Annotated in this window: 35 protein-coding genes and 1 pseudogene; 30 read left to right on the top strand and 6 right to left on the bottom strand. The window is 58.9% G+C overall.

The window, feature by feature from the left end; genetic code table 11:
• Positions 1 to 36: 36 nt before the first annotated feature.
• The 5 genes from KI612_RS12420 to KI612_RS12440 form a co-directional block, all read right to left on the bottom strand.
• Positions 37 to 2,337, bottom strand: a complete 2,301-nt coding sequence (locus tag KI612_RS12420) for a phage major capsid protein (RefSeq protein WP_226440396.1) — start codon at positions 2,335 to 2,337, stop codon at positions 37 to 39.
• Entirely contained in the window at positions 2,334 to 2,858 is a 525-nt protein-coding gene (locus KI612_RS12425) for a hypothetical protein (protein WP_226440397.1), read from the bottom strand. Before KI612_RS12425 ends, KI612_RS12420 begins: the two co-directional genes overlap by 4 nt.
• Before the next feature lie 181 nt (positions 2,859 to 3,039).
• Positions 3,040 to 3,978 (bottom strand): hypothetical protein, encoded by a 939-nt coding sequence (locus KI612_RS12430; RefSeq protein ID WP_226440398.1) that lies wholly within the window; start codon positions 3,976 to 3,978, stop codon positions 3,040 to 3,042.
• A 100-nt stretch (positions 3,979 to 4,078) separates the two neighbouring features.
• Positions 4,079 to 4,444 carry a hypothetical protein gene (locus KI612_RS12435; RefSeq protein WP_226440399.1) on the bottom strand — a complete coding sequence of 122 codons (366 nt, stop codon included), beginning with the start codon at positions 4,442 to 4,444 and terminating at the stop codon, positions 4,079 to 4,081.
• A gap of 9 nt (positions 4,445 to 4,453) precedes the next feature.
• Positions 4,454 to 4,894 (bottom strand): helix-turn-helix domain-containing protein, encoded by a 441-nt coding sequence (locus KI612_RS12440; RefSeq protein ID WP_226440400.1) that lies wholly within the window; start codon positions 4,892 to 4,894, stop codon positions 4,454 to 4,456.
• A gap of 101 nt (positions 4,895 to 4,995) precedes the next feature.
• Here KI612_RS12440 and KI612_RS12445 point away from each other — a divergent pair, with 101 nt between their 5' ends.
• Positions 4,996 to 5,193, top strand: coding sequence for a DNA-binding protein (locus KI612_RS12445; protein WP_226440401.1), 198 nt, complete (start codon positions 4,996 to 4,998; stop codon positions 5,191 to 5,193).
• Between the two features lie 193 nt (positions 5,194 to 5,386).
• Here KI612_RS12445 and KI612_RS12450 read toward each other — a convergent pair whose 3' ends face one another.
• Complete coding sequence (locus KI612_RS12450; protein WP_226440402.1) at positions 5,387 to 5,629, bottom strand: hypothetical protein; 243 nt, start codon at positions 5,627 to 5,629, stop codon at positions 5,387 to 5,389.
• A gap of 106 nt (positions 5,630 to 5,735) precedes the next feature.
• Between KI612_RS12450 and KI612_RS12455 the strand changes: the two genes are divergently transcribed.
• From KI612_RS12455 to KI612_RS19965, 29 genes and pseudogenes are all read left to right on the top strand, one after another.
• Complete coding sequence (locus tag KI612_RS12455; protein ID WP_226440403.1) at positions 5,736 to 6,209, top strand: hypothetical protein; 474 nt, start codon at positions 5,736 to 5,738, stop codon at positions 6,207 to 6,209.
• Positions 6,206 to 6,511 (top strand): ArsR family transcriptional regulator, encoded by a 306-nt coding sequence (locus KI612_RS12460; protein WP_226440404.1) that lies wholly within the window; start codon positions 6,206 to 6,208, stop codon positions 6,509 to 6,511. Before KI612_RS12455 ends, KI612_RS12460 begins: the two co-directional genes overlap by 4 nt.
• Positions 6,512 to 6,522: 11 nt before the next feature.
• A complete protein-coding gene (locus tag KI612_RS12465; protein WP_226440405.1) occupies positions 6,523 to 6,705 on the top strand; it encodes a hypothetical protein in 183 nt (60 codons plus the stop codon).
• Positions 6,706 to 6,707: 2 nt separating this feature from the next.
• Positions 6,708 to 7,700, top strand: coding sequence for a hypothetical protein (locus KI612_RS12470; protein WP_226440406.1), 993 nt, complete (start codon positions 6,708 to 6,710; stop codon positions 7,698 to 7,700).
• Positions 7,701 to 7,714: 14 nt separating this feature from the next.
• Positions 7,715 to 9,523 carry a hypothetical protein gene (locus KI612_RS12475; RefSeq protein WP_226440407.1) on the top strand — a complete coding sequence of 603 codons (1,809 nt, stop codon included), beginning with the start codon at positions 7,715 to 7,717 and terminating at the stop codon, positions 9,521 to 9,523.
• A 150-nt stretch (positions 9,524 to 9,673) separates the two neighbouring features.
• Entirely contained in the window at positions 9,674 to 10,906 is a 1,233-nt protein-coding gene (locus KI612_RS12480) for an ExeA family protein (RefSeq protein ID WP_226440408.1), read from the top strand.
• Positions 10,906 to 11,274 carry a hypothetical protein gene (locus KI612_RS12485; protein ID WP_226440409.1) on the top strand — a complete coding sequence of 123 codons (369 nt, stop codon included), beginning with the start codon at positions 10,906 to 10,908 and terminating at the stop codon, positions 11,272 to 11,274. The genes KI612_RS12480 and KI612_RS12485 overlap by 1 nt, the downstream gene beginning before the upstream one ends.
• A gap of 103 nt (positions 11,275 to 11,377) precedes the next feature.
• Positions 11,378 to 12,052 (top strand): HNH endonuclease signature motif containing protein, encoded by a 675-nt coding sequence (locus tag KI612_RS12490; RefSeq protein WP_226440410.1) that lies wholly within the window; start codon positions 11,378 to 11,380, stop codon positions 12,050 to 12,052.
• Entirely contained in the window at positions 12,030 to 12,329 is a 300-nt protein-coding gene (locus KI612_RS12495) for a hypothetical protein (RefSeq protein ID WP_226440411.1), read from the top strand. The genes KI612_RS12490 and KI612_RS12495 overlap by 23 nt, the downstream gene beginning before the upstream one ends.
• A 19-nt stretch (positions 12,330 to 12,348) precedes the next feature.
• Positions 12,349 to 12,867 (top strand): host-nuclease inhibitor Gam family protein, encoded by a 519-nt coding sequence (locus KI612_RS12500; protein WP_226440412.1) that lies wholly within the window; start codon positions 12,349 to 12,351, stop codon positions 12,865 to 12,867.
• The gene (locus tag KI612_RS12505) at positions 12,867 to 13,070 is read left to right on the top strand and encodes a hypothetical protein (protein ID WP_226440413.1); all 204 of its coding nucleotides are present in this window, start codon (positions 12,867 to 12,869) and stop codon (positions 13,068 to 13,070) included. Before KI612_RS12500 ends, KI612_RS12505 begins: the two co-directional genes overlap by 1 nt.
• The gene (locus tag KI612_RS12510; protein WP_226440414.1) at positions 13,071 to 13,988 is read left to right on the top strand and encodes a recombination-associated protein RdgC; all 918 of its coding nucleotides are present in this window, start codon (positions 13,071 to 13,073) and stop codon (positions 13,986 to 13,988) included.
• A complete protein-coding gene (locus KI612_RS12515) occupies positions 13,978 to 14,175 on the top strand; it encodes a hypothetical protein (protein WP_226440415.1) in 198 nt (65 codons plus the stop codon). The genes KI612_RS12510 and KI612_RS12515 overlap by 11 nt, the downstream gene beginning before the upstream one ends.
• Before the next feature lie 145 nt (positions 14,176 to 14,320).
• On the top strand, positions 14,321 to 14,593 hold the full coding sequence (locus KI612_RS12520) for an HU family DNA-binding protein (RefSeq protein ID WP_226440416.1): 273 nt from the start codon (positions 14,321 to 14,323) through the stop codon (positions 14,591 to 14,593).
• A 101-nt stretch (positions 14,594 to 14,694) separates the two neighbouring features.
• Positions 14,695 to 15,084, top strand: a complete 390-nt coding sequence (locus KI612_RS12525; RefSeq protein WP_226440417.1) for a phage protein GemA/Gp16 family protein — start codon at positions 14,695 to 14,697, stop codon at positions 15,082 to 15,084.
• 1 nt (position 15,085) lies between these two features.
• Positions 15,086 to 15,613, top strand: coding sequence for a hypothetical protein (locus KI612_RS12530; RefSeq protein ID WP_226440418.1), 528 nt, complete (start codon positions 15,086 to 15,088; stop codon positions 15,611 to 15,613).
• 39 nt (positions 15,614 to 15,652) lie between these two features.
• Complete coding sequence (locus tag KI612_RS12535) at positions 15,653 to 16,234, top strand: class I SAM-dependent methyltransferase (RefSeq protein ID WP_226440419.1); 582 nt, start codon at positions 15,653 to 15,655, stop codon at positions 16,232 to 16,234.
• A gap of 309 nt (positions 16,235 to 16,543) precedes the next feature.
• Positions 16,544 to 16,924, top strand: a complete 381-nt coding sequence (locus KI612_RS12540) for a hypothetical protein (RefSeq protein ID WP_226440420.1) — start codon at positions 16,544 to 16,546, stop codon at positions 16,922 to 16,924.
• Between the two features lie 340 nt (positions 16,925 to 17,264).
• On the top strand, positions 17,265 to 17,771 hold the full coding sequence (locus KI612_RS12545; RefSeq protein WP_226440421.1) for a glycoside hydrolase family protein: 507 nt from the start codon (positions 17,265 to 17,267) through the stop codon (positions 17,769 to 17,771).
• Positions 17,768 to 18,310 carry a hypothetical protein gene (locus KI612_RS12550; RefSeq protein ID WP_226440422.1) on the top strand — a complete coding sequence of 181 codons (543 nt, stop codon included), beginning with the start codon at positions 17,768 to 17,770 and terminating at the stop codon, positions 18,308 to 18,310. Before KI612_RS12545 ends, KI612_RS12550 begins: the two co-directional genes overlap by 4 nt.
• Before the next feature lie 113 nt (positions 18,311 to 18,423).
• Entirely contained in the window at positions 18,424 to 18,543 is a 120-nt protein-coding gene (locus tag KI612_RS19955) for a TraR/DksA C4-type zinc finger protein (protein ID WP_226444236.1), read from the top strand.
• Entirely contained in the window at positions 18,540 to 18,899 is a 360-nt protein-coding gene (locus KI612_RS12560) for a hypothetical protein (protein ID WP_226440423.1), read from the top strand. The genes KI612_RS19955 and KI612_RS12560 overlap by 4 nt, the downstream gene beginning before the upstream one ends.
• On the top strand, positions 18,896 to 19,210 hold the full coding sequence (locus KI612_RS12565; protein ID WP_226440424.1) for a hypothetical protein: 315 nt from the start codon (positions 18,896 to 18,898) through the stop codon (positions 19,208 to 19,210). The genes KI612_RS12560 and KI612_RS12565 overlap by 4 nt, the downstream gene beginning before the upstream one ends.
• Before the next feature lies 1 nt (position 19,211).
• Entirely contained in the window at positions 19,212 to 19,793 is a 582-nt protein-coding gene (locus tag KI612_RS12570; RefSeq protein WP_226440425.1) for a DUF3486 family protein, read from the top strand.
• A complete protein-coding gene (gene terL / locus KI612_RS12575; protein WP_226440426.1) occupies positions 19,783 to 21,258 on the top strand; it encodes a phage terminase large subunit in 1,476 nt (491 codons plus the stop codon). The genes KI612_RS12570 and terL overlap by 11 nt, the downstream gene beginning before the upstream one ends.
• Positions 21,259 to 22,637: 1,379 nt before the next feature.
• Positions 22,638 to 23,609 carry a phosphoadenosine phosphosulfate reductase domain-containing protein gene (locus KI612_RS12580; RefSeq protein WP_226440427.1) on the top strand — a complete coding sequence of 324 codons (972 nt, stop codon included), beginning with the start codon at positions 22,638 to 22,640 and terminating at the stop codon, positions 23,607 to 23,609.
• Positions 23,606 to 24,517 (top strand): hypothetical protein, encoded by a 912-nt coding sequence (locus tag KI612_RS12585; RefSeq protein ID WP_226440428.1) that lies wholly within the window; start codon positions 23,606 to 23,608, stop codon positions 24,515 to 24,517. Before KI612_RS12580 ends, KI612_RS12585 begins: the two co-directional genes overlap by 4 nt.
• Positions 24,518 to 24,646: 129 nt before the next feature.
• On the top strand, positions 24,647 to 24,862 hold the full coding sequence (locus tag KI612_RS19960; RefSeq protein WP_226440429.1) for a Com family DNA-binding transcriptional regulator: 216 nt from the start codon (positions 24,647 to 24,649) through the stop codon (positions 24,860 to 24,862).
• A pseudogene (locus KI612_RS19965) lies at positions 24,784 to 24,966 on the top strand (DNA adenine methylase); the annotation flags it as partial. The gene KI612_RS19960 and the pseudogene KI612_RS19965, both read left to right, overlap by 79 nt.
• Positions 24,967 to 25,066: the final 100 nt, after the last annotated feature.

A 25,066-nucleotide genomic window follows, 5' to 3' on the forward strand; every position in this document is an offset into this window, starting at 1 on the left:
CGATTCATGGGCGGCACCGAAGTGCCGCCCTTGGCCTTAGGCGACGACGTGCTTGCGCAAGCCGCGATAGTCGGTCACCGCACCGCCGTAGATGTGGCGGATCTTGTAGGTGATCACATCGTTGGCAAACAGGCTGCCGACCGTCGGACTATCCTGGACAAACAGCTCCGGCTCTTCCCGGCCATCCAGGAAGCCCAGCTCGATCGACGGAATGTCGAGTTTGTCGGCAGAGCAAGCCCAATCGTTGGCATCCGTCCAGTACCAGACCGGATGAATCATCGGCGCAGTGCTCTGGGCAAAGTTCGGGTCATTGCTCGTGCCACGATTCTTGAACGTGTTGTAAGCCAGTTCTTCCAGTGCAGCGGGGATCCAGACGTGAGCCGGCGGGATACCAGCAGCATCCGGCGCACCGTATTCAGCCTGCGCCATCATTGCAAGGCGAGCTTCAGACCAGGCCGCGGCGCTGAAGGCCGTGGTGCCCAGGTTGGCATGGTCGGCATGGAAGAGCGCCTTGCCGTCATAGATCGCACCATTCGCACGGATGAAGTCGAGGACGAACTTGCCCAAGGTACGCTTGGCTGCACGTGACAAACGAGTCGGGATCTGGCGGATGGCACTGACGTCATCGTTTCGCGTCATTTCCAGCGTCACCGACGCCAAGCCGCCGCGCTTCTGCGGGCTATAGGTCGCTTCTTCATCAGTCGGCTGAGCCAGCTCGGTGTAGTCACCCTTTTCGGCAACGACCGGCACATCGCCAAAGCCACCCCAGCGCGTGCGATGCTGCACGCGGAAGTCGTTCAGCGGAACGACATTGACCAGGTCGCGCCACACGTCAAACTGGTCGCGAGTACGGAAGTCAGCAAGGACACGCCGCGAGATCGAGTCACCCAGTACTTGCGCAAAACTGGTGGTGTCGAGCGCAGCTTCGCGGAAGTTCATGCCCAGGCTTTCACGCATGCGGCTCATGTCGCAATCAACCACCTTGCCAGTGACGCGCTTATCGCCGGTCACTTCGATATAGCACTCCTTAAAGGACTGCGCCGAGCGGTGATCCTTGTGGCTCGGATCAAAGAAAGCATCGAGCATGTCCTTGACCTTCGCCGAACGGTCGCCGACCTCGATGTCGAAATCGCCCATATTGACGCGGCCCGACTCGACGAAGCGGGACAGATACTCGCGTTCTTCGGCAATGGCCGCAGTGACATCGGCCTCGACGAAGCGCTCGCGAGTCGCGAAAACGCGGGTCAAGCGATCCTTGGCCGGTTGCGGCAGCGAGCTACCATCGATGGCCGAGCGAGCCAGCATGCGTGCTTCGATCATGCGAATGCGCTCTTCTGCATCGGCAGCAATATTGCCGGCCGGCGTAGCGGTAGTCGTCAGCGCTTCGCGGTAAGCCAGCTCCAGGTCATCATCGCTGACGGTTTCCGGGTCGAGCTTGGCATAAGCCGCCGGGGTTTTTGCCTCGACGAGGCGAAGCATCTTTTGACGCAGGTTCATATCGGGATCTCCTTGGGTTGAACCGTTTTCAGGGGCAGCTTCGACAAGTCGAATCAGGCGGCCCCCAGCCCCCGGCTCGACAATCAGATCAACAGATTCGATGCGATCGATACTCGTTGCAGCATTGACGCGCTTGCCTTCGATCATGCGCATCGCACCCTGGCCACGCGCATCGATCGAGAGGCCAACGATGTTCTGCTTGCCAGCTCGCGCTGCCGCAGCGAGCAGCTTGGCCGTCGTCTCCGGCAGGCCGGGCAAGTTGAGCATGGCGACCAGGCGGCCCGTATCGGGCGTGGCGCCCTCGACAAAGCGCGGCGCCTCGCCCCAACCGACGATGGTGTTGATGTCGCGCTCGGTGGACTTGATGTGCTTCGCATCGGGCTTGATGCAGATCCGCACGCCATCGAAGAGATGCGCGGCTTCGCGCAACACCTGGTCGGAGTAAAAGACCCGGCTGCCCACCGACATGCCGGCCTGGATCAGCGTGGCTTCCCACACTGTACCGGCGGCCTGGCTCTCTGACTCGACCAGCGCGATCTCGGTAGTGACAGCGGCTTCCTTCAACGGCACGAAGGTTTCGACCACCTCAACCGGATCAGCCAGCGTGACGACGTTGGCCGTCATCGTGTAGGGGTAAGACCAATGGCGACCATCCATACAAATGACTGCGGTGTCGCCATAAACCGCCTCGAGCTCGAACCACTTGCGATCAGTGCCCGGCCCGGCATTGCTGTTGACCTTGGCATCCAGCGCATTGCGCACCAGCTCGATGATGGCGCGCAGATTCTGCGCAGCTTCACGCAGGGCCATGCCGCGCAAACCAGACGGGGGGATTTTCACAACTTGCCCTCCAGCTTTTGGCCGTCGATCGTCACAACGATCACACGCTGGCCACGCACAGCCCAGGCCTGCACTTCGGATTCCTGCAGGGAAACCAGCTCGGTCTCATCAGTCGGCTTGCCGGCCGCGTCAAGCACAGGTACCAGACGCTTGACGGCGGCAGCAGCCTCAGCTGCCGTCAGCTCAACGGCCTTCGCGAGATCAGGTACAGCGGCAGGAGCGGCGCGCAGCTCGGCGGATTGCTCGCGGCGAGTGACTTCTGCAAGAGTGGGGGCAGCGGCCGGCGGAGCAGCAGCCGGAGTGGCCGCCGCAGCACTAGCCTCGACGGCAGGCGTGGCAGTGGCCGGGGTGGCCGGAGCAGCCGGCGGGGCAGCGGTCGGAGTGGCCGCCGCAGCACTAGCCTCGACGGCAGGCGTGGCAGTGGCCGGGGTGGCCGGAGCAGCCGGAGCAGCCGGCGGGGCAGCGGTCGGGACAACTGGCCGGCGCGGCTTCGCCGAGGAAGAGGTGTTCTTGTTTGCCATCGGTGGCTCCTGTCAGCAATGTGTGCTGACAAGGATGCCGGTGGCAGAGTAGTTCGGTGAGGATGACGGGCGTCGGTGCTGGGGCTACGGGATTAGCCTGGCAAGCAGATAGGGAGAATGTGTCTCATCGGTTAGCCACAACGAGCGTTGAGTCTAATTTTCCGAAAAATCTTAACCACAATCAGATTCTAGGTGTCCCCCAAAAGGCACAGCAATTTCGGAACTCTTTCCACCTCTGACAGTTTTTGTTGGGTATTGGGTGTTTAGCTTTTGCTTCTGCTGTCGGAACTCTCATTCCGGCAATAGATTGGCAAGATGGGCATGGAGATGCTCCTCCCCGAATTTCAACCTCTTGATAGCCATTGCTCAGCAACGCCTCAAGGTCCAAGCGATAACCGATGGTTGCCCATTTCGTTTTATCTCTACCTGTCAGCTTTGAAGATAGGTAATGGGCCGCCATTTTCCTTAACCCAATATCTTTCGATGGGTCATCAGAAAATACTTTTAATGTCTCGACAACTGCCTCTTCATTTGATCCGGGAGAAATTCCAAAAATTGCCAACTCCGCATCGATTCTCAACTGACTTTTCACCACTTGATACTCTGCCCACTGTTGCTCAACTAACAGCAATTGACTCTCTGTAACCAAACGCTTTACTGGATCTGTTGGGGTGTACTTCACAAAAATCACTTGGTTGCAATGCGGACATCGAGTTTTCTGCTTCGGTCGTTTTGCCAGCAAGTTCCCACAGTAAGGGCAGATAGGAGGTGCTAAATCTTCAATCGGAGCAGGAAGAGGCTGTAGATGTGCTTTGTGATGAGCATCTTTGCTCAGCCCAGCCCCAACCATTCCGAAAGGAATCGGTTTGGGCTTACCGGGTGTTGCAAATGCTTGAGCTGGTATAGCCTTTGTTTCTTTCGGCCGCCATGGAGTAACAGGGGTGGGCTTTGGATTAATAGCAGTTTTTGGCGCATGCTCTAAACCAGTCTCACTTGGAATATGAAGATCGTCGGGCCTGCTGGCAGGGGATGGTCTTCGTTGACCGGACAAAGAAAAAACAATCAATCCGATGATGCCTAGTACGGCCAAACCAAGAAAAACGAGAATTGATGTAGGCATAGGCCCCCGCAGCCATCTGTTAAACGCAGTTAAACCGCCCAAGGATCGATTTCAAAGGTCGATCCTATGACTTCATATACATAGCGGAGCGAAAGCCCCGCTAATCGCGCGCAATCGCGGCGGCGATGATCATGGACACGACACTCACCACCATCACCGGCAACTTGATGTTATCCGGCAGGTAACTCTGCATCGAGACTGGTGCAAAGCCGATGATGCCAAAGAAGGCAACAAACTTCAGGCGGCGCCACTTCTGGCGCTCCCGCCGCTCTTCGGCATCGATGGCGAACAGATCGACACCACAGGCGATGCAGTGCTGCGTCATCCGCCAAGTGAGTTCATCGCACTGGGGACACACTCGCGCGTTGTGGTGCCCGGCCGGCGGGCGATTCCCGCCGTAGTAGTTTTCAATCGAGTCGGCGATCTGGCCGTGGTTTTCGACAACCCTGAAATCCTGCCTGCTCATGCTTCAGCTCTACGATTTTTTGTTGATCGTTGCGCCGACACCGATCGGCCCATTGAAAACTGCACCGCCTTTGACCACCTGGCCATGGTTTGTACCAATGCTGATGCTCGTCTGTTTTTGGCTCTTTTGTGCCTTGCTGCTGCCGCCCTGGAGCGCACCAATTGCAGCTGCCTTGACCGCTAGTGGTGCAGCCCGGAAGAGAGCAAGCAGTTCGCGCTCATCGGCGCTGAGCGTTTCAGGCGCCGGCCCATCGCGCTGGCCCGTAACGATGTAACGCACATCAGCCCCCACCGAGGCTATTGCCGACAAATAGGCGGCATCAGGGAAGCGATCACCTTTTTCGTAGTTCCGCTGCGAACGCATGGTCACCAGCCCGGAAACAGCCAAATCAGACTGACTCAAACCAAGCCGATCGCGCTCTTCTAAAAGACGCTCTCCAATAGACGACACAAAATTTCCTCAAATAGTCGTTGACGTGAGGAACGTTTGTTCCTCATAATTAACCTACAAACAACCTCTAATTAACCTGTAACAAAATCAGGAGGCCATTGATGACCGTCCCTCGCTTCAAATCCAACCTGCGCAAACAGGGCAAAACCATTCGCCAGTGGGCAGAGGAAAACGGCTTTCCCGCCTGGGCGGTCTATCGCGTGCTCAACGGCGTCGACAAAGCCAACTTCGGCCGCGCCCACGACATCGCCGTCGCGGCCGGCATCAAGTCGGCCGAACCCGACCAACAAGCCGCCTGAGGCCCGCCATGTTCATCCGCGACTACTCACTCAACGTCATGAGCGAATGCAATGACGAATTCTTCAATGCCCGCCTCGATCCGGACGACTACGACGCCGCCTGGCTCTGGTGCATGGGGGCCTGAAATGACATTTCGTACCCAGCACACAGCCATGACCCGGGACGAGGCAGCCATCGTCATGCAGCCGCTGATCAGCCGGCGTCAGGCGCGCTGCGCTTTCTCTCCCACAGTCGGCGTATTTCATCAGCCGTTCCAAACATCGCCCGCACATCCTCAAGCGCCCGGTTTGACGACTCCAGCACATCAAGCTGCAGCAGCACGTCGTGCTCAAGGATCTGGCGATCAACAAGCCCCGAGTCATCCAGGTGCGCAATGAGGTTTCCCAAAACGACATGCAGCGCATCAATTCGATCTTCCAGCGGAATTTGCCGCATTTCCTGCTCCTGTGTTGTGACGCCTCAAATTTAGCCACGCGCAACACGTTTGCATAGTAGCAAAACCCCGCTTTTTTTGGACACCCCCATTTACAGGACTTTCCAAATGCCAGCACGAAATTGGAAGCACCCGCCGCAGAACATCCAGGAGGCCATGGAGGCATGCCTGGCCCATGCACTCAGCAAGCACCGCCGCACGCTCGACCACGTTGCCGCCGACATGGGCCTGCCCAACAAGTGGAGCCTCTACAAGTGGACTGAGAACGGCCGCATCCCGGCGGTGTTGATTCGCCCGTTTGAAGCGGCCTGTCGCGCTGACTTTGTGACCCGCTTTTTGGCGCACGCCGCCCACCGACTGCTGATCGATATCCCCACCGGCCGCGGGCTGGCCAGCACTGATCTGCCGGCCGTGCAGGCTGCAACCCACGACGCAATGGGCGCCCTGATCAACTTTGCCAGCGGCAAGGCCAAGGCGGATGAAGTCATCGCCGCCGTGACCTCTGCGATGGAAGGCCTTACCTGGCATCGCGAGAACGCAGCGCGCTCGGCACAACCCGAACTGGAGCTGGAACCGGAATGAGCGCCGACTACATCAATGCCGCGCAGCAGCGGCTGCTCAAGGTGGTGGTGCTGCTGGCCGGCAACGAGTTTGGCGGCTTGGCACCGAGCGACCTTGCGAAGGCCCTCAACACCAACCCCTCCAACATCACCCGCGATCTGGCCAACCTCAAGGAGGCCGGTCTGGCCGAGCAACTGATCGACACCGGCCGCTGGCGGCTCGGCCCGAAGCTGGTGCAGATCGCGGTGGCCTTCACCGAACACATTGCCCGCTCATCTGACCGGATGAGCGAGTTGAAACATCGCTACACACGCCAGCCGTAAGGGAAATGAGCATGAAAAAACTGAGTCCGTTTAAGCCTCAAGCAAAAGGGGCGATCGAGAGAGCCCAAGGAAGAATCGAGCGGGCGATCCATCTTCAGTTCGTCGATAGCCAGAAGCAGAGCAGTGGGATTGCTGCTTGTGTCGGGCAAGCCGGAATGGGCAAGACCAATCATAACCATAAGGTCGGGAGATAAGCATGGCAACCCGAGGAAGAAAACCCACATCCACCGCCGTTGAGGCGGTTGCCGAAACGCTGCCACCGGCAACGCTGGAAGTGATCACGCATGACCTGCAGCAGGCAGATGCCTATTCAGCCGCGCTAGCCAACGTGCAGGAAAACATCACCGCGCTGGCCAAGGAATTGGACTACGAGGGCGCGTTGACCGTTGAGTCGCTCGAAGAGGAAATCAAGTTCTACCAACGCCGCAGTGTTGAGGCCGTGCTGGAGATGGGCAAGCGCCTGTTGCTGCTCAAGGAAGTGACTGGACACGGCATGTTCATCGAACGGATTGAGGCGCTTGGCATCGGCTACAAGATGGCCAACAAATTTATGGCCTGCACCCTGAAGTTCTCAAAAGTCTCGTCGACGAGACTTTTCGAGCTCCCCAATATCAACCAGGGAAAGCTGCTTGAACTGCTGGTTCTCGACGATGGCGAGATTGAAGCCCTGAACAGTGGCGACCAGGTGCGCGGCATCCAGCTCGACGACGTCGACTGCATGTCCGTCTCGGAGCTGCGCCGGGCACTGCGCCAGGAGCAAGCCGACAAAGAGGCCGGCATCGCTCAGGCCAAGGCTGCGGTTTCGGGCGAGCTGGCAGCAAAGGACAAGCTGCTCGCCGACCGCGCGCGCCGCATCTCTGAACTGGTCGAAGAGAAGAACAAGCGCGAATGCCTGACCGTTGATGAGCAGGCCACCGAGATCGAACGCGCGCTGGTCAATGACACGCTGTATGCGGTCGGCGCGCTTCTGCCGATCCGTCAGGGCATCTATCGCGGCCGTGCGTTGGATGATTGCCCGCAGGGTCTCTACGTTGCGATGCAAGGCGCGCTGGACCGCATCCTCGGCGAGGTGCTGGGCATTGCCTCCGACTTTGGCATTCAGCTCAACTTCAACCAGGCAGACGATTTTCTCGACAACCCGAATGAGGGTGAGCAGATCGTTGGCTTCCCGTCTGAGCTTGATGCGTAATGGAGGAGTCAATCATGGCGCTGACTCCTGACCGGATCGTCGCACTGAAAGGTGCGGCAGAGATGATCCAGGCGGCCGCCCACGGCAACAAGACGCGCATCGCGCTTGATCAGGCGAGGCTGCTCGGCGTCGATGTCAAAAGCTTGTATCGGCAGATTGAGGAAGCCGGGTTTTCTGCCCCCCGCAAACGCCGGGCCGATGCTGGCCAGCTCGCAGTCAGTCGCGATGAAGCAATGCGCCTGATGGCGATCAAGAAAACGGCGCAGCGTGCCAACGGCAAGGACGGCATGGCGATCAGCAATGCGGCGAGGCTGGGCCGGGCCAATGGCATCTTCGCCATGGGCAGGCTTGACCAGGACTCCGGCGAGTTGGTACCGGTGTCTGATTCGGCGATACAGCGCGCGGTGCGCCATTACGGCCTGGACATGAAAACCCTGAATCGGCCGGCGCCGCATCGTGGGGCAAAAAGCCTGCACCCCAATCACGTCTGGCAGGTCGATGCTTCGGTGTGCGTGCTGTACTACCTGGACGACGGTGGCCTCGGCGTGATGGAAAAGGACGAGTTCTACAAGAATAAGCCCGAAAACTTCACGAAGCGCGCCAAGCAGATGGTCATTCGCTACGTGTGCACCGACCACTACACCGGCACGGTTTTCTTCCTCTACTACCTGGGCGCCGAAAGCGGCGAGATGCTGTGCGAGTTCTTCATCTCTTGCCTGCAGGCAAAGGACCACGAGAAAGAACCATTCCACGGGGTGCCGTTCATCGTGGTGCTCGACCCCGGTGCAGCCAACAAGGGCAGCCTGTTCCAGAACCTCTGCCGGCTGCTCGGCATCAAGGTGATCATTCACCGGCCGAAGAATCCGCGCGCCAAGGGGAGCGTTGAAAAGCACAACGACCTGATCGAGCGTGGCTTTGAAACCATGCTGGTCGGCAAGAAGGTCAACAGCCTGGAGCAGCTCAACGCTGAGGCTGCTGTGTGGCGGCGCTGGTTCAATGGGGTGTGCAAACACAGCCGCCACGGCCACACCCGTTTTGGGCTGTGGCAGACGATTCGCGCTGACCAGCTGCGCATTGCGCCGGATGCCGGCCTGTGCCGCCAGTTGATGACCGGCAAGACGGAAAAGCGCGATGTCCGCGGCGATCTGAGCATCGCCTTCGGCGGCGCGTCATACGACGTGCGGCACATCCCGCATCTGAACATCGGCCAGAAGGTGGAGGTGGCGCGCAGCCCCTATCGCACGGATGCCATCCTGCTGATTGAGCAGGATGAACACAAGCGCGATGTGCATTGGGTTTGCCCGCAGATCGCGCTTGATGCCGGTGGCTTCCGTGCCGATGCGGCGACATGGGGCGAAGACATCAAGGGCATGCCGGACACCCCGGCGGTGCGCGACATGAAGGCGCTCGAGCAACTGGCGTATGGGGTCGACGGTAAGTTGGAGGTCGATGCCGCTCGCCGCGCCCGCCAGCCGATTTACGGTGGCCTGGACATTTCCAGCCACCTCGCCGCCGCGACACCGGCCAGCTACATGGCCCGGCCCGGTACCGAGCTCGATATCACCACACCGGTTGTCCAGCGCCGCAAGGAAGACCTGCTGGCCAGCCCGGCAACCGTCGCTGTCGAAGCACGCCAACTCAACCTGGTGCAACTGGTCACCCGGCTTTCTGCCGCCCTGGTGGGCGAATGGTCTGCCGATCACTACCACCAGGTGGCGAGCTGGTATCCAGCCGGCGCACTTGAATCGGATGTGGGCGCGATCGTCGAGCGCCTGCGAGGTTTCACGGAACCACCACGCCTGCGGGCGGTGGGTGGGGCCTGAAAAAGGTTGCCCCTCAAAGCCGTTGGAGCGGCCGAGGGGCAGATTTGAAGCACAAAACGCAAGGAGATTTAAGCATGAAAACGCTGATCAACCAAACCGGAGGGGCAAGCGATGAACGCCGTTCCGAAAACTTTTAGAGGGTGTGAATACATGCCGATCAAGCTCAAGGGCGTGCTGATTCGGCACGGCATCTCTCATCCGTCGCTGGCCGAGAAGATCAAGCAGGCGAAGGATATTCCGCTGTCCAGGACGGCGCTGAACCAGATCATCAATCACAGCTATTTCCCGCGCAACACGACGCCGGAGTCGATCAAGACGCAGGTGGAGGATGAGCTGAGGAGCCGTGGCGTTCCCGATGCAGAGATTGCTGACTGCTGGGATCCGGAAGGTGATGACCGCTACCGGGGCGTGTACCCGATCGGCGCTCATGTCGGCAAGGCCGCACCGAAGCCGGAGGGATTCGGCCGCAATCGTCTGCGTGCCGCCGGAACACCTGATTTCAAACCCCTGGAGATTCAAATGCTTTCACCCAAGGCCAAGCGCCACTTCAAGATTTTTCGCGATCCGTTTCTTGACGATATCAACGGCCCTGACGATGTGTTCATGAGCGAGTCTCAGCATTACGTGGTTGAGGCGATGATTCAGACGGCGCTGGTCGGCGGCATTACTGCTGGCATCGGCGAGTCTGGCTCGGGCAAGACGACCTTGCGCAAGTTCCTGCAGAACCGCATTGCCCGCGACCGCCAGAACATCCGGATGATCTTTCCGCAGACGCTGGATAAAACCAAGCTCAATGCGACGGCGATCTGCAACGCGATCATCAAGGATCTGGAGCCGGACACGACCGTGCGCAGCGGCCTCGAGGCACAGGCCCGCCAGGTGCGCGACACCTTGCTGCGTTCCGACCGTGCTGGCTTCAAGCATGTCCTGATGCTCGAAGAGGCTCACGACCTGTCGATTCAGACCATGAAGTACTTGAAGCGCTTCAACGAGATCGAGAGCGACACCGGCTTCGGCAAGGTGCTGAGCGTGGTGCTGATCGGTCAGCCCGAGCTGAAGATCAAGCTCGATGCCAACCGTTACCCGGAAGCACGCGAGTTCATCAACCGCTGCGAGATCGCGACGCTTGACCCGCTGCATCAGAACGTTGGCCCGTACTTGAAGCACAAGTTTGCGCGGGTCGGCATCGATATCGCCAGCGTGTTTTCTGATGACGCCTATGAGGCCATCCGCGCCCGCTGGACGAAAGTCGATCCGGGAACCCGTGAGGTGAAAACGATGCTTTACCCGCTGATCGTCAACAACACCGCCACCCACGCCATGAATCGCGCTGCCGAGCTCGGCCTGCCGATGGTGACCGGCGACCTGATCAAGGAGCTGTGATGAACGACTTTCCTGCATTCCCCTATCCGGAGCATCTGATGCCGGCGCTGCGCTGGCAGCCGGTCAGCAGCCCGATCACCAATCGCGAAGTTGCTGGCGATGCCCGCACTTGCATCGACAAGCTGCTCGACGATCAGCGTCGCATCTACTCTTGGGCGCAGTCGCACCACCTCGCGGTGTTGTCGATCAATGCCGACCGCAACGGCGCCTATATCTGCGTCGCCGCCCAGCCGTCGCTCTACCGGCTGCTGGGTGACGAGTGCACGAAGGTGTGCAGCCGGATCGAGAACGGCCTGGCACTCGAATACTGGATCGGCCTGGTTGGCGAGATCCGCATCTTCTGGCGGGAGGTGAAATGCGTGCATTGACCATCCCCATGCGCCTTGCTCAGCGCGCCTGGCTTGCCGTGCGCTACTGGCTGGCGCTGGATTACTCCTGGCATCTGGCTTGGATCAAATCGGAGCGCCCGTCATGAAAATCCCCCGCAAACACTGGTCAGCAGATGAAGTCCTAGTCCTGGAAGCCACCTACGCCAATAACCCGACGGAGAGCATCGCGCTGATGCTCGGCCGACCGTTGCACCAGGTGTATCAAAAGGCCAACAGCCTCGGCCTGAAAAAGAGCGCCGAGTATGCCGAGGATTTGAAGATCCGGTCGGGGCAAACCCTGACTGCTTCCGGGGTGGCCAGCCGCTTTAAATCTGGCCATCAAAGCTGGAATAAGGGGAAAAAGGGTTTGTGCCATCCCGGCAGCGTTCAAACCCAGTTCAAGGTTGGGCATCGGGGCGGTCGGGCAGCTGACATCTACCAACCGATCGGCGCCGAGCGCATCAGCAAGGACGGCTACATCCAGCGCAAGATCAACAACGACCGGCCGTTTCAACAGCGCTGGCGTGGCCTGCACATCATCAACTGGGAAGCAATCAACGGGCCGCTTCCAGCAGGACATGCCCTGGTCTTTCGCGATGGAAATAAACGCAATTGCGACGCGGAAAACCTGGAGCTCGTTACCCGTGCTGAGCTGATGCTGCGCAACTCGCTGCACAACCTCCCGCCAGAGCTCAAGGCCGTCATCCACATGAAGAAGGCCCTGACACGGGTAATCAACCGCAAGGAGAAAGAACATGAGCAGCAGAACCATCGATGACCTGCGCGAGTTTCTATTTTTCGCGCTGGAAGGTTTGAAAGACGGAAAGCTCGATGTTGAACGGGCGAAGGCCATGGCCGAGATCGGCCAAGCCGTGATTAACAGCGCCAAGGTCGAAGTCGACGCGATGCGGGTGGCCAACGCATCGAGCAGCAAGTTTCTGCTGACCGATGGCGGATTCAAGCAAAGCCAGATAACTCAGCAAGAGACCGGAGCTGGGACGAAAACTACCGAGCAGTTTCAAGGCTATTCAGTCACTAAACACCGCATGAGCTGAGCGCTCAGAAAGGATCGTTATGTCAAACCTCATCGATATCGAACGCGCGGCAAAGAAGTTCGCCGAGGCGCGCGAGCACCTCACCACCATCGTCACGACGATGAATGAGGGCATCGAAACCATCAAGCGCGACAACATCAAGCGCCTGAAGAAGGCCGTTGCCAATGCGGCAGAAGAACACGATGCGCTGAAGGCGTTGATCGAGGCCACGCCGGCCAGCTTCGTCAAACCGCGCAGCACCGTGTTTCATGGCATCAAACTTGGTTTCCAGAAGAGCAAGGGCAAGATCGACTGGGCTGATTCTGAGCAGGTCATCAAGCTCATCAAGAAGCATTTTCCTGAGCAGGCTGACGTGCTGATCGCGACGACTGAAAAGCCGGTGAAGGAGGCGCTGAACGGCCTCTCTGCAGCCGAGCTGAAGAAGATCGGCTGCAACGTCAATGAAGGTGGCGACGTCGTCTTCATCAAGCCGGCCGACAGCGCCGTCGACAAGATGGTCGACGCGCTGCTGAAGGATGCTACGGCGGAGGTTGAGTGATGGCCATGGTGACCAACTTCGATCAATTGAAGCAAATGCACCAAGCCGCTGTGGTGGGTGGCGCCAAAAGCAAGGCCTGGATTGATTTCGCCGTCACGATGATGGACTCGTTTCCGGCCATCTATGCGCGGGCTAAGCGCGTGAACGAAGCGCTTTCCAACCTTCGCGTCGATATCGACAAGATCAAGAAAGAGGTGGCCTAAATGTGGTTCCGTAATCTACAAATCTACCGCTTGCCTTCTCCCTGGGCGATGAGCCTAGAAGTGCTCGAGCAGCAGCTCACGCGCGGCCCGTTCGTTGCCTGCCCGAGCAATCAGCCCTCCAGTCGCGGCTGGGTGTCGCCGCGCCGCGATGGCGCGCTGGTCTTTTCGCTCGGCCGGCAATGGATGATCGCCCTCTCTGTCGAGCAGCGCCTGCTGCCGGCATCGGTGGTCAATGAGGAGGTCCGCAAGCGGGCTGAGGCGATCGAAGTGCAGCAGGATTTCGCGGTCGGCCGCAAACAGCTCAAGGAACTGCGCGAGCGGGTCACTGAAGAGCTGATGCCGCGCGCCTTCACGCGCCGCCGCACCACCTTCGTCTGGATCGACCCTCAGAACGGCTGGTTCTGTGTCGATGCCGCCAGCCCGGCCAAGGCCGAGGAGGTCATCGAGCACCTGCGCCATTGCCTTGATGATTTCCCGCTGACCATGCTCCACACCAAGCTTTCGCCGCAGACGGCCATGGCGGATTGGCTGGCTGGCAGTGAAGCCCCGGCGGGTTTCACCATCGACCGCGAGTGCGAGCTGAAGGCAGCCAGCGAGGAAAAGTCTGCGGTGCGCTACGTCCATCATCCGCTCGATGGCAAAGAGATCGAGGGCGAGGTCAAGGCGCATCTGGCGAGCGGCAAGCTGCCGACCAAGCTGGCGCTGACCTGGGACGACCGCATCTCTTTCGTGCTCGGCGAGAAGTTGGAAATCAAGCGCCTCGCCTTCCTCGACCTGCTGAAGGAAGAAGCCGAGAAGAGCGCCGAGCGCGCCGACGAGCAGTTCGATGCCGATTTCGCGTTGATGACGGGCGAGCTGGCGCGGTTTCTTCCGCAGTTGATCCAGGTTCTCGGTGGTGAGGTGCGCGATGCCTGCTAATAGCCGAGAGCAAGAGCTCGAGAACGCCCTGCGCAATTTGCTGGCCGGCATTGATCAGAACACCGATTGCATGTCGAACCTGATTGATCGTCTTCGGCTGGATCCACTCATCGACCAGGCGTTCATTGTCCTGGCTGATGGTTGGGAACCGGAGCCCATCGTTTTCTTCCCTTCAACCGCCGCCTGATGACCACAAGCCCCCAGCGGCTCGTGGGGCGAGTAACGGCCGCAGCGTCGGGAGAAAAGGCAAAGGCTTTCCTCGCTGTTCCTTTCCAGCAAATAAGCGCTCTGACGACGCCAACCTCAAACCAAGCAACAACCTGGAGCAAATCATGAATCGTATGCAAATGACCAACACCATCGCCGCCGCTGGCGGCGTGACCAAAAAAGTTGCCGAGCAACAACTGAGCGCGCTGCTCGAAGGCATCAAGTCCAGCCTGGCGGCCGGCGAGGCCGTCACGGTGACCGACAACTTCACGCTTTTCGTGGATACCCGGGCGGCGCGGATCGGCCGCAATCCGAAGACCGGCGCGCCGGTCGATATCCCGGCCAAGCGCGTCATCAAGTTCAAGCCCTACAAGCACTTTCGCGATGCCGTCGCCTAACTGAAAACATCGCTTCAAGCCCGGCCCGGCCGGGCTTCTGGAGATGGTTTCCCGGAGATGAAAAGAAAATGAGCAAACTCGGATTACAGAAAGCAAAACGCATGAGGGCCATTGTTGTTGCGGCCAATGCGGCCGGCCTGAGCGCCGATGCCCGGCATGACCTGCAGATCGATCTGACTGGCAAGGCCAGCCTGAAGGACATGAGCTTCGCCGAGGTGACTCTAGTGCTTGATCACATCAACCGCCTGACTGGGTACAAGGGGCATGCCGGCAAGCCGAAGACGGTCGACGCGGATCTGCAGCTGCAGAAGATTGAAGCGCTGCTGGCTGATCTGAAGCTGCCCTGGGAATACATCCACAGCGGCAAGAATGGCCCGTCGATGGTTCGCCGGCTGACCGGCAAAGACCGCATCGAGTGGGCAACGGCTGAAGGCAAAGCCGCGGTCATCGTGGCACTGATCAAGCGCGCCGAAAAGCTGAAGGAAGCCTGAAATGACCCCGGACCAGCTCAGCGAGCTTTCTCGCTTTCCTGCTTTCCCCGAGACTGCCCGCACCCTGGTGCGCGTGGCTGGCTACGAGGCTGCAGCGAAGCTGATTGCGCGCTGGCCTGGTCAAGAGCCACCGGTCCCGAGCCGGCGAAGTATCGAGTCTGGCCGCGCTCGCCAGGTGTTCGACCGCCTTGTGGACGTGATCGGCGAAGTCGCTGCATGGCTGATCGTCGATGAGTTCGGTGGCAGCGAGCTGCAGATCCCGAACTGCAAGGCAGTCGTCTATCAGCATGCGCAGGAAATCATCCGCATCAAGTTCGATGAGATGACGACCAAGGGTGGATGGAGCTACCCGGCAGCGGTCTTCGAGCTGGGGATCGAGTTCAATCTGGCGCGGCGATCAGTCGAGCGGATTCTCAAGCGACCAGGAACAGGGATATCTGTTGAAGCACCCCGCCCGAGAAAGCAAAGGATCGGCAGCGATCGCAGCGCCAGGGCGAAATTTGAAGAGCAGCAAGGCAGTTTGTTTTGACGCTAACGTAACCGGCCTTGCGCCGGGAAAGGACGATAAATGAACACCGAAACTATGCAGGCGCAAGGTCCGGTTGACGGACGTGTTGGGCGACGTGTGCTGGACCCGTGCTGCGGCGGCCGCATGATGTGGCTGGACAAGCAGCACCCGGACGTGGTGTTCGGAGACTGGCGCAGCGAGACGCTGACTGTGACCGACCGCTCGCACGGCAACGCCAGTGGCACGCGGACGCTGCGAATTGAGCCGGACGCACTGATTGACTTCCGGGCGCTGCCGTACCCGGATGGCTCTTTCAAACTGGTGGCGTTCGACCCGCCGCATCTGGTGCGCGCCGGGCCTCGCTCGTGGCTGGCTGCGAAATACGGGAAGCTCGGCCAGGACTGGCGCGATGACCTGCGCGCGGGCTTCGCCGAATGCTTCCGCGTGCTGGCCACCGACGGAGTTTTGATTTTCAAATGGAACGAGACCCAGGTGCGCGTCGGCGAAGTGCTGGAACTGACGCCAGTGCAGCCGCTATTCGGCCACATTTCCGGGCGCAAAGGGCTGACGCACTGGTTGGTTTTCATGTCGCCCAACGCCGGCAATGAGCGGATGCCGCTTGCCGGCGGTCCGCTCGATTAAACTGTTCGGCGGCTGGTTACGGATAAAGGATACTGAATGTTTGCGTTGATTAGAAAATTTCTCAAGCCAACGGGTGGCGTGATTGAAAGCAAACCCGCCGATCTGTGCATTGGATGCCAGCAGGCCATGCAGAGAATAGATCGCGGGGCATGGGAAACGAGTTGCCATATGTGTGGATGTCATTGGCTGAGTAAAGCAGCGGCTGATTCGCACAATGGACGACACAAGACGCCGAACGCAGAGCTGTGCGGCGGGCCGTCAGGCCCGTCCGAACGAGCGCCGGGTTCGGCGTCTGACTAGGAGATGAAAATGGACTGGATTGACAAAGCAATACGCGACCTGTGCGAACTGCCAGACCGGAGCAGCCCAGAAGATGACCAGGAGGCGATTGTGGCAACGCCAGGCGAGATACGCGCCGCGATTGAGGCCAACATGCCGGCCGGGGTAACTTGCCTGCAACGGAAGGCCATCGACGGGTTGCTTGCCCTGGCCGGAGCGACGTTTTTCGCACTGGATGACAGCGAGGAATCGTCAGACGGGAAAGTGTTGATTGAGCAGCAGCATATGTCGGAGATGAGCGCCGCACTCGATGCGCTTGACGAGCTGCCGGACGATCAGCCGGGGTACGTGATGAACGAGACGGCAAAGGCCGCTTGGGCTCTACGCGACCTGACGCCGAACGCAGGATAGACGGCGCTTTTGCCGCATATCCTGGGAATAGCCGACAAACACGGCAAAAGACCCCGCTTCGGCGGGGTTTTTCTTTTCCCGATCTCACCACGCCAGGCACCGACGCTCGCCGTCTAAAAATCCCCTGCGGCGCCGCGTAGCCTTCCGGCATGACCTGCCGCGAATGTATTCATTACCTCGATTCTGCTGACGCCAACAAGCCCCGCGCTGGGCTGGATGGCTTCGGCTATTGCAAGCAGGCCTCTACGCCAGAGCTTCGAGCTCACTTCTTTCGCAACACGACGCCTCGCTGCTGGCTGACGCCTGCCCAGTTCAAGGCAAAGCCTGCAGAGGTCAAATCGTGAAATTACGCTACGCGATTGCCGTATTAAGCCTTTCTGCCGCCGGCCTGGTCGGCATCGTCAGCAACGAAAACTATACCGATCGCGCCATCATTCCCGCGCCTGGCGACGTGCCGACGAACGGTTTCGGGTCGACAACCCGGGACGATGGATCGCCGCTGCAGCTGGGTGACCGCACGACGCCGCCCAAGGCGCTGGCGAAGGCCATGCGAGACCTTGCGACGTATGAAGGGGCTATGAAGCGCTGCGTCAAGGTGCCGCTGAGTCAAGACGAGTACGACATCTATGCTGACCTCACTTACAACATCGGTGCATCGGCCTTTTGCGGCTCAACGCTCGTGGCCAACCTCAATGCTGGCGACTATCACGGCGCCTGCTCTCAGATTCTGCGGTGGCGGTATTTCAACGGGCGCGATTGCAGCCTGCAGGAAAACAAGACGATCTGCGGCGGCTTGTGGGTTCGCCGATCGACCGCCGCAACCCGCTGTCTGGAAGCCCAGAAATGATCCCGTCGACCGTCAAGGATGAAATCAAAGCCACTATTTGTGTGCTGGCGCTCGTCTTCTCTTTTGGTGCTGGCTGGGCGGTGGAAGGGTGGCGGAAGGATGCCGAGATTGCCGACCTGAAGACCATAACGGCGACCGATAAATCGCTCGCCGCCAATCAAGCGCTGGCAAGGATTGTGATTGCCAACAAGCGCGCGGCGCAGGCTGAGCTGCAACTGGCGGCATGGCAAACAACCCTCACTGCATTTGCTCAGGAGAAAAACGATGAACTCGCTCGGCTTGTCTCTGGCCGCCGTTGCCTTGATAGCGCTGTTATTCGGGTGCTCAACCGACCCGGCCCAAAATTCGACAGGGCTTTACCCGATGCCCCCGGCCTCGTTTTACGCCCCGATGGAGGAGCTGCCGCCGGTTCCGATGACGGGGCGTACTCAACAGACGCGGACGTCGCCGGCTGGATCGAACTCTGCCAGCGCTCCTACAACACATGCCGTAGCCGCCTCCAGGCAATAGCTGACTTCTACGCCGGAGAGCCTCAGTGACCGACATTTGCGAGCGCGGACAAGAGCGCGAACAAGAGATGCGCCAGGATTCCCTGGACAAATGGCGTCGCCTTGCACAGCCAGCGGCAGGTGATAGCGCCCTGGACTGTGCGATGTGCGGCGAACCGATACCACAGGCACGCCGTGAGGCGCAGCCGGGAACACAAACCTGCATCGAGTGCCAGCGCGACATTGAGCGCCTCGGCCTGGGCACACCGGGAGTGGCGAAATGAGAGTTGAAATGGAGCTGTGGCACCTGATCACGCTGCTGCTGGCGTTTTTCTCGTGTGTCGGTGTTTTTGGGCGGCTGCTGCTCGGGCAATTCGAGAAGCGCCAGCAAGAGCGATTTGCGGCGCAGGAAGTGGCACGGAAAGAAGCACAGGCGCACTGGGACGAGCGTTTTGCCAGCCTGGACAACTCAGCAAAGGAGTGGGCACGTGTCGAGCGCGACTTCCTGGAATTCAAGGCTGTGCTCCCGATGACATACGTCATCCGTGATGACTACGTCCGCAACCAAACCGTGATCGAAGCAAAACTCGATGCGCTGGCGCTCCGCCTGGAAAACGCTCAATTGAAAGGGAAGTTATGAACATCGACGCCGCCCGCGTGCGCCGCGAATCGCTGCGCTGGTACCTCATTCTGGCGCTTTACAACGCCCGGCCGGAGGAGCTCTGCGAGGAAATCATCCAGGGCACCATGCGTGCCATCTATCCGGATGTTTCGGCGATGGAAGTTCGCCAGCAGCTGGACTACCTGGCCGACCGCGAACTGGTGAAGCTGCGCAAGGAGCCCTCCGGTCGCTGGTGGGGTGATCTGACTCGCATCGGCACTGACCTGGCTGAATACACCATCGACTGCGAGCCGGGCATTGCTCGGCCGACGAAATACTGGGCAAGCTGAGATGGCTCGCGAATCCGCCGTTTCCGCGTTGCCCAGGGAAGTTCAGGATCAGCTGAATCGACAGCTCATTGACCAGAATTTCACGGGCTACGAGGATTTCGAGACCTGGCTGCGCAATCTCGGCTACGAGATCAGCAAGAGCAGCATTCACCGCTACGGCCAGAAGATCGAGCGCCGCATGGCCGCGATCCGCGCCAGCACCGAAGCGGCGAAATTCATCACGGAAGCCGCAGGCGACGATCAGGACGCGCGCAGCGAGGCGGTCATCGCGTTGGTGCAGAGCGAGATGTTCGATTCGATCATCGCTATTCAAGAGGCCGGCGATGAGGATGACGAAAAGCTGTCTGCCGCGGAACGCATTGGCCTGATGAGCGCTGCGGCAAAAAATATCGCGACATTGACCCGCGCCAGCATCGCGCAGAAGGAATTCAAAACTAAGGTATTGGCGAAGGTTTCAGAGGATGCGTTTAAGGCTGCAATTTCCGGGGCTACGGCAGAAGGGCTGACCCCAGAGCAGGCAGCACGGGTTGGCGAGGCCGTCGCTCGCCGTATCCAGATCTATCTACCGGACAATGGCCGCTGAAATGGGCGAGCCAAAGGTCATTCGGCCACAACCAGGACCACAGGAGGCTTTTCTCGCATCCAGCGCGGATATCGTTATCTACGGTGGAGCGGCTTTCGGTGGCAAGACGTTCGCGTTGTTGCTTGAAACAACCCGGCATTGCGAAAACGGGAAATTCGGAGCGGTCATATTTCGCCGCACAACTAAACAGGTCAAGGCAGAAGGCGGCCTGTGGGATACGTCCGAAGAGCTATATTTAGAGCTCGACGCGAAGCCCAATCAGTCGAACCTGTCATGGACGTTTCCGAGCGGTGCTCGCGTAACTTTTGCTCACCTGGAGCATGAGAAGAACAAAACCGACTGGCAAGGCGCTCAGGTCGCGATGATCGGATTTGACGAGCTGACGCACTTCACCGCTGGTCAGTTCTGGTATCTGCTTTCCCGAAACCGTTCAGATTCTGGTGTGGCGCCATATATTCGCGCCACAACAAATCCTGACCCAGACAGTTTCGTTGCTGACTTGATCGCATGGTGGATTGATCAGGAAACCGGCTATGCGATTCCTGAGCGCTCTGGTGTTGTGCGCTGGTTTATCCGCTATCGGAATGAACTCGTCTGGGCTGACTCTCCAGATGAATTGCGGGACCAGTATCCAGACCTGCAGCCGAAGAGCTTGACGTTCATTGCATCGTCCTACAAAGACAATCAGATTGGCTTGTCGAAAGACCCGACCTACATATCGAATCTGGATGCGCTGACCAATGTCGAACGTGAGCAGCTGAAAAACGGTAACTGGAAAATTCGACCTGCAGCTGGCGACTATTTCAAATCAGAATGGTTTGAGATCGTCGAGAAGGCGCCGGCCAATTGCCGATGGGTACGCTATTGGGATCGGGCGGCATCCGAGCCGACCAGCCAGAACAAGGATCCCGACTACACAGCCGGGCCGAAGGTCGGCAAAGCGCCCGATGGGATTTACTACGTTGCTCACGTCGCACGCGATAGAAAGCGGCCTGCCGGTGTGCTGAAACTGATTAAGGAAACAGCACGTGCCGACGGCGTGGAGTGCACACAGGCGCTTGAGCAAGATCCAGCGCAGGCTGGCAAGACGGAGATGGATTTCTACATTACCGCGCTAGCCGGTTTTGACGTGCGTGCGGTCCCGAAGCGTGCCGATAAGGAAACAGCAGCACGGCCAGCCAGCGCTCAATCTGAAGCGCTCAAGGTAAAGCTTGTACGGGGCGCATGGAACAAGGCATTCCTGGATGAGTTGGAGAATTTTCCGAAAGGAAAACACGACGACCAGGTCGATGGATTTTCCGGAGCAATCAGTTTTCTGGAAAGCGACAACGTCAAAACGCCTGCAGGCGAGACCGTTCCACCCAGCCCCGATCAATTCATTCCGGAGTCGCGCAAGCAATCCGGCCGCAGCATCACGCTCAAACGGCCTTTCATCGCATCGCTGTTTGGTCGCCGTTCCTCCTGAGGTTGTCATGGATCTATTTTCCAAGGTCAAAGAATTTTTCACATTCCGCGAATCGGCGGGCCAGACCGTCGAGGACGATGATGAAGGCTGGCGGCGCCTGAGCGGCGACAGAGACCGCGACCTGGCACCGGTCACCCTGAGCCGCTCCCGTGAAATCTCGGCCTGGCTATGGCAAGCTAACCTGCTCGCCAATCGCATCATTGAGCTGCCGCTCGCCTACATGCTGGCCGATGGCGTCAAGCTGACGGTGCCGGATCCGGAGGCTCAGGTCATCCTGACGCGCTTCTGGAACGACCCAATCAACTCGATGGACATCAAGCTCGAAAAGAAGGTGCGCGAGCTGGCGCTGTTCGGTGAGCAGTGTTACCCGGCCTTCGTCAATGAACATACCGGCCATGTCAGGCTGGGTTATCTCGATCCGAAATTGATCGAAACGGTGGTGACCGATCCGGATAACCCGGAACAGCCGATCGGCATCGTGACGGTCAAGGACAAGAGGGGCCGCGCGCGGCGCTATCGTGTGATCGTCAACGGCGATGAGGCCGATATTTTCAGCCAGCGTACCGTTGAAATTCGCGACAGTTTCACCGATGGCGAAGCCTTCTATTTCAACGTCAATGGGCTGTCATCCGGCGTCCGCGGCCGGCCCGATCTGCTGGCCAGCGCCGATTGGCTCGACGCCTACGACGATTTCCTGTTTGGTGAGGCCGATCGCAATCGCTACCTGCGGGCATTCGTCTGGGATGTGACGCTCAAGGGCGCGAACGATGACGCCGTGAAGGAAAAGGCCAGAACAATCCAGCCGCCGTCGCCGAATTCGGTACGTGTGCACAACGATTCGGAAATCTGGGATGCCGTGAGCCCCGACATCAAGTCAGCCGACACATCCGAATCTGCACGTCTGCTGCGCAATCATGTCCTGGGCGGTAATACGGTGCCCGAGCACTGGTTTGGTGGCGGTGGCGACGTCAACCGCGCCACCGGTGAAAGCATGGGTGATCCGGCCTTCAAAATGATGAGCATGCGCCAGCGCACGCTGAAATACATGCTGGAATCCATGGCGCGGTTTGTCATCTACCAATGGGCGCAGAAGTACGAGAAATCGATTGATCTGGGCGACGATGCGTTCCTGCCTGCCGCCGAATTCCCGGAAATGATCGCCCGCGATACGTCGCGCTTTGCGGCGGCGCTGCAACAAGTCGTCGTCGCCGCTGCGCAGGCCATCGCCCAGAAACTCATCACGAAAAAACTGGCGCTGCGCTGCATTGCTGCAATCGTCACGCAGCTCGGCGTCGAGTTCGACGTCGACAAAGAGCTTGCGGCAGCGCTGGCCGAGGCGACTGCTGAGCAAGGCAAGGACATTTTTCCCAATCCGGAAAATGGACAGTAATGCCTACCAAACACGTCATCAGTGTAAGTGGCGGGAAGGACAGCGCAGCTACGCGCTGCTCGCGCTTGAACGCTGCCGGCGCGACTCGATCATTCCAATATTTTGCGATACCGGCAATGAGCATCAGGCTGTATATGACTATCTGGCCTATCTTGAGCTGGCGCTCGATATCAAGATCACTCGCCTCAAGGCAGATTTCACCGAACAAATCGCCGCGAAACGGCGTTTCATTGCCAACGATCAACGCATCGGACGTGACAAACATGGCCGGCGCATCCGCTGGTCGAACAAGGCAAAACGGCGGGCACTGGGCGCCCTGTATCCCACCGGTAATCCATTCCTTGATCTGTGCATCTGGAAGGGCCGTTTCCCGTCCCGGAAGGCTCAATTCTGCACCGAGGAATTGAAGCGGAATCAGGCGGTGATGTTCCAGCTCGATTTGATCGATGACGGCCATCAAGTGATTAGCTGGCAAGGCGTTCGTCGGGATGAAAGCCAGAACCGAAGAAATGCCAAGAAAATCGAGCGCCTTGGTCCAAACCTCTACGCTTTTCGGCCGTTGGTCGATTGGACGGCGCTGAAGGTTTTCGACTATTGCGCCAGCCACCGCATCCAGCCAAACCCGCTTTATCTTCAGGGAATGAACCGAGTCGGCTGCATGCCTTGCATCAACTGTGGCAAGGAAGAAATCCGCCAGATCATGGCTAGATTTCCCGAGGCGCTGACTGAAAAAGATGAGTGGGAAAGACTGGTTTCACTCGCTTCGAAGAGAGGATTCTCAACCTTTTTCAACAAAGAGCTTCACGCGAAAAACTACGCGGATCGGCGAGTGCATGAATCCAATCGAATCGAGTCGGTAATTCACTGGGCGCATACCAGCCATGGCGGTCGTCAACTAGATATGTTGTCGGGGCTAATCGAACCGTCGATGTGTTCTTCATCGTATGGGCTTTGCGAATGAATAAAGAACAGGAACGCGCTTGGAAAGCGGCAGAACGCGCCGCACAACAGCTGCGCAAGGATCTGATCGACGGCACTTACGATGACGTGATTGCCTTGCTGCTGCAGGCTAAGTCGAATATCGCGGCAGCACTGGCGAACCAGCCTTCTGACTTTCAGCAATGGCACCTTGGGCTGATCAATATCGAGATCGACCGGGTGCTTGGAGTGTTCCAGGACAAGGCTGGCGAGATGGTTTCCAATGCTGTCGGCGCGGCATGGGAGGGCGGTATTTCGGCGATCGACAAGCCGCTCGCAGCAGCCAGATTCGAGGTCATCATGCCGGTACTGGATACCCAGCAGTTGCTGGCAATGCGTACGTTCATGGTCGATCGCATCAAAGACGTCGGCGTGCAGGCCGCGCAGAAGATCAAGGCGGAAATCGGCCTGGCAATGATCGGCACGCAGGACATCAACCAGACGGTCGGAAAGGTTGCCGAAATCCTCGGCGATGGCAGCAAATCGCGCGCAGCGACCATCGTTGGAGACAACCTCACCAGGGCATGGGCATATGCATCCAACGAGCGTGCGCTGCAGGCGGATGAGGCTGGGGTGAAGATGAAAAAGACCTGGCGCCGCTCCGGGAAAATCCACTCACGCCTGGCTCATGACCTGGCCGACGGAACAACCAAGGCGATCGACCAACCTTTCGTGATCAATGGCCACAACGTGATGTATCCGAAGGATCCGAAAGCACCGCTGGCTGAAATCATCAACTGCGGCTGCGTCGCCCTGTATCGGCCCGTCGAGATGAAATCCACGCTGGCCGACAAGCGCGCATTCACCGCGCGCGAGCTCGAGCTGAACCCGTACAAGAAACAAATGGCGAGCGGAAAAACTCTCGCTGAAATTCTGGCCAGCCTGAAATGAAAAGACGGTGCGACCACTCCCGGTGCTGTAACACCGAAGGTGGCCACCTCCCGCAGATGAAGCCTGCGTTTGGCCAAGGCACCGTACCGTCGCGACGGCGCCGACAGCCTACACGCAATAGGCATAATCGTGAAAGAAGTTCGATGCATCAGCTGTAAGAGGAAACTTGCCGAGGCGGACTATATCCGGCTCGAAATCAAATGCCCGCGCTGCGGGAAGATGAACATTCTGAAGGCCGTTGAGCCTCCCATATTGGAGATATCTCAATGGAACCGCTCTATAACAACCCGACAAATCCCATCATTCCGTGGCTCGGAGGAAAGCGCCGACTCGCCGACCGGTTGATTCCGCTGTTTCCACAGCATGAGTGCTACGTGGAGTTGTTCTGCGGTGGGGCCGCTCTGTATTTCTTGCGGCCCGTGTCTGCTCCGGTTGAAGTGCTGAACGATATCAACGGTGAGCTCGTCAATTTTAGTCGGCGCCTGATTTTTGCCACACGAAACTATTTTTCAGTGCCGTCCCGTTTTTTCCCACCTCATCCCGGCTCAT

Origin of the sequence: Quatrionicoccus australiensis, assembly GCF_020510525.1 — a bacterium.
Classification (GTDB): Bacteria; Pseudomonadota; Gammaproteobacteria; order Burkholderiales; family Rhodocyclaceae; genus Azonexus; species Azonexus australiensis_B.

Bases quoted from the DNA above. Each gene is read 5' to 3' on its own strand.
- KI612_RS12580 (WP_226440427.1), top strand. From the start codon at position 22,638: ATGGACAGTAATGCCTACCAAACACGTCATCAGTGTAAGTGGCGGGAA.
- KI612_RS19955 (WP_226444236.1), top strand. From the start codon at position 18,424: ATGTGCGGCGAACCGATACCACAGGCACGCCGTGAGGCGCAGCCGGGA.
- KI612_RS12460 (WP_226440404.1), top strand. From the start codon at position 6,206: ATGAGCGCCGACTACATCAATGCCGCGCAGCAGCGGCTGCTCAAGGTG.
- KI612_RS12455 (WP_226440403.1), top strand. From the start codon at position 5,736: ATGCCAGCACGAAATTGGAAGCACCCGCCGCAGAACATCCAGGAGGCC.
- KI612_RS12505 (WP_226440413.1), top strand. From the start codon at position 12,867: ATGGCCATGGTGACCAACTTCGATCAATTGAAGCAAATGCACCAAGCC.
- KI612_RS12530 (WP_226440418.1), top strand. From the start codon at position 15,086: ATGACCCCGGACCAGCTCAGCGAGCTTTCTCGCTTTCCTGCTTTCCCC.
- KI612_RS12585 (WP_226440428.1), top strand. From the start codon at position 23,606: ATGAATAAAGAACAGGAACGCGCTTGGAAAGCGGCAGAACGCGCCGCA.
- KI612_RS12565 (WP_226440424.1), top strand. From the start codon at position 18,896: ATGAACATCGACGCCGCCCGCGTGCGCCGCGAATCGCTGCGCTGGTAC.
- KI612_RS12430 (WP_226440398.1), bottom strand. From the start codon at position 3,978: ATGCCTACATCAATTCTCGTTTTTCTTGGTTTGGCCGTACTAGGCATC.
- KI612_RS12475 (WP_226440407.1), top strand. From the start codon at position 7,715: ATGGCGCTGACTCCTGACCGGATCGTCGCACTGAAAGGTGCGGCAGAG.
- KI612_RS12470 (WP_226440406.1), top strand. From the start codon at position 6,708: ATGGCAACCCGAGGAAGAAAACCCACATCCACCGCCGTTGAGGCGGTT.
- KI612_RS12535 (WP_226440419.1), top strand. From the start codon at position 15,653: ATGAACACCGAAACTATGCAGGCGCAAGGTCCGGTTGACGGACGTGTT.
- KI612_RS12540 (WP_226440420.1), top strand. From the start codon at position 16,544: ATGGACTGGATTGACAAAGCAATACGCGACCTGTGCGAACTGCCAGAC.
- KI612_RS12495 (WP_226440411.1), top strand. From the start codon at position 12,030: ATGAGCAGCAGAACCATCGATGACCTGCGCGAGTTTCTATTTTTCGCG.
- KI612_RS12550 (WP_226440422.1), top strand. From the start codon at position 17,768: ATGATCCCGTCGACCGTCAAGGATGAAATCAAAGCCACTATTTGTGTG.
- KI612_RS12500 (WP_226440412.1), top strand. From the start codon at position 12,349: ATGTCAAACCTCATCGATATCGAACGCGCGGCAAAGAAGTTCGCCGAG.
- KI612_RS12425 (WP_226440397.1), bottom strand. From the start codon at position 2,858: ATGGCAAACAAGAACACCTCTTCCTCGGCGAAGCCGCGCCGGCCAGTT.
- KI612_RS12490 (WP_226440410.1), top strand. From the start codon at position 11,378: ATGAAAATCCCCCGCAAACACTGGTCAGCAGATGAAGTCCTAGTCCTG.
- KI612_RS12445 (WP_226440401.1), top strand. From the start codon at position 4,996: ATGACCGTCCCTCGCTTCAAATCCAACCTGCGCAAACAGGGCAAAACC.
- KI612_RS12510 (WP_226440414.1), top strand. From the start codon at position 13,071: ATGTGGTTCCGTAATCTACAAATCTACCGCTTGCCTTCTCCCTGGGCG.
- terL (WP_226440426.1), top strand. From the start codon at position 19,783: ATGGCCGCTGAAATGGGCGAGCCAAAGGTCATTCGGCCACAACCAGGA.
- KI612_RS12560 (WP_226440423.1), top strand. From the start codon at position 18,540: ATGAGAGTTGAAATGGAGCTGTGGCACCTGATCACGCTGCTGCTGGCG.
- KI612_RS12435 (WP_226440399.1), bottom strand. From the start codon at position 4,444: ATGAGCAGGCAGGATTTCAGGGTTGTCGAAAACCACGGCCAGATCGCC.
- KI612_RS12570 (WP_226440425.1), top strand. From the start codon at position 19,212: ATGGCTCGCGAATCCGCCGTTTCCGCGTTGCCCAGGGAAGTTCAGGAT.
- KI612_RS12480 (WP_226440408.1), top strand. From the start codon at position 9,674: ATGCCGATCAAGCTCAAGGGCGTGCTGATTCGGCACGGCATCTCTCAT.
- KI612_RS12520 (WP_226440416.1), top strand. From the start codon at position 14,321: ATGAATCGTATGCAAATGACCAACACCATCGCCGCCGCTGGCGGCGTG.
- KI612_RS12525 (WP_226440417.1), top strand. From the start codon at position 14,695: ATGAGGGCCATTGTTGTTGCGGCCAATGCGGCCGGCCTGAGCGCCGAT.
- KI612_RS12450 (WP_226440402.1), bottom strand. From the start codon at position 5,629: ATGCGGCAAATTCCGCTGGAAGATCGAATTGATGCGCTGCATGTCGTT.
- KI612_RS12485 (WP_226440409.1), top strand. From the start codon at position 10,906: ATGAACGACTTTCCTGCATTCCCCTATCCGGAGCATCTGATGCCGGCG.
- KI612_RS12515 (WP_226440415.1), top strand. From the start codon at position 13,978: ATGCCTGCTAATAGCCGAGAGCAAGAGCTCGAGAACGCCCTGCGCAAT.
- KI612_RS12465 (WP_226440405.1), top strand. From the start codon at position 6,523: ATGAAAAAACTGAGTCCGTTTAAGCCTCAAGCAAAAGGGGCGATCGAG.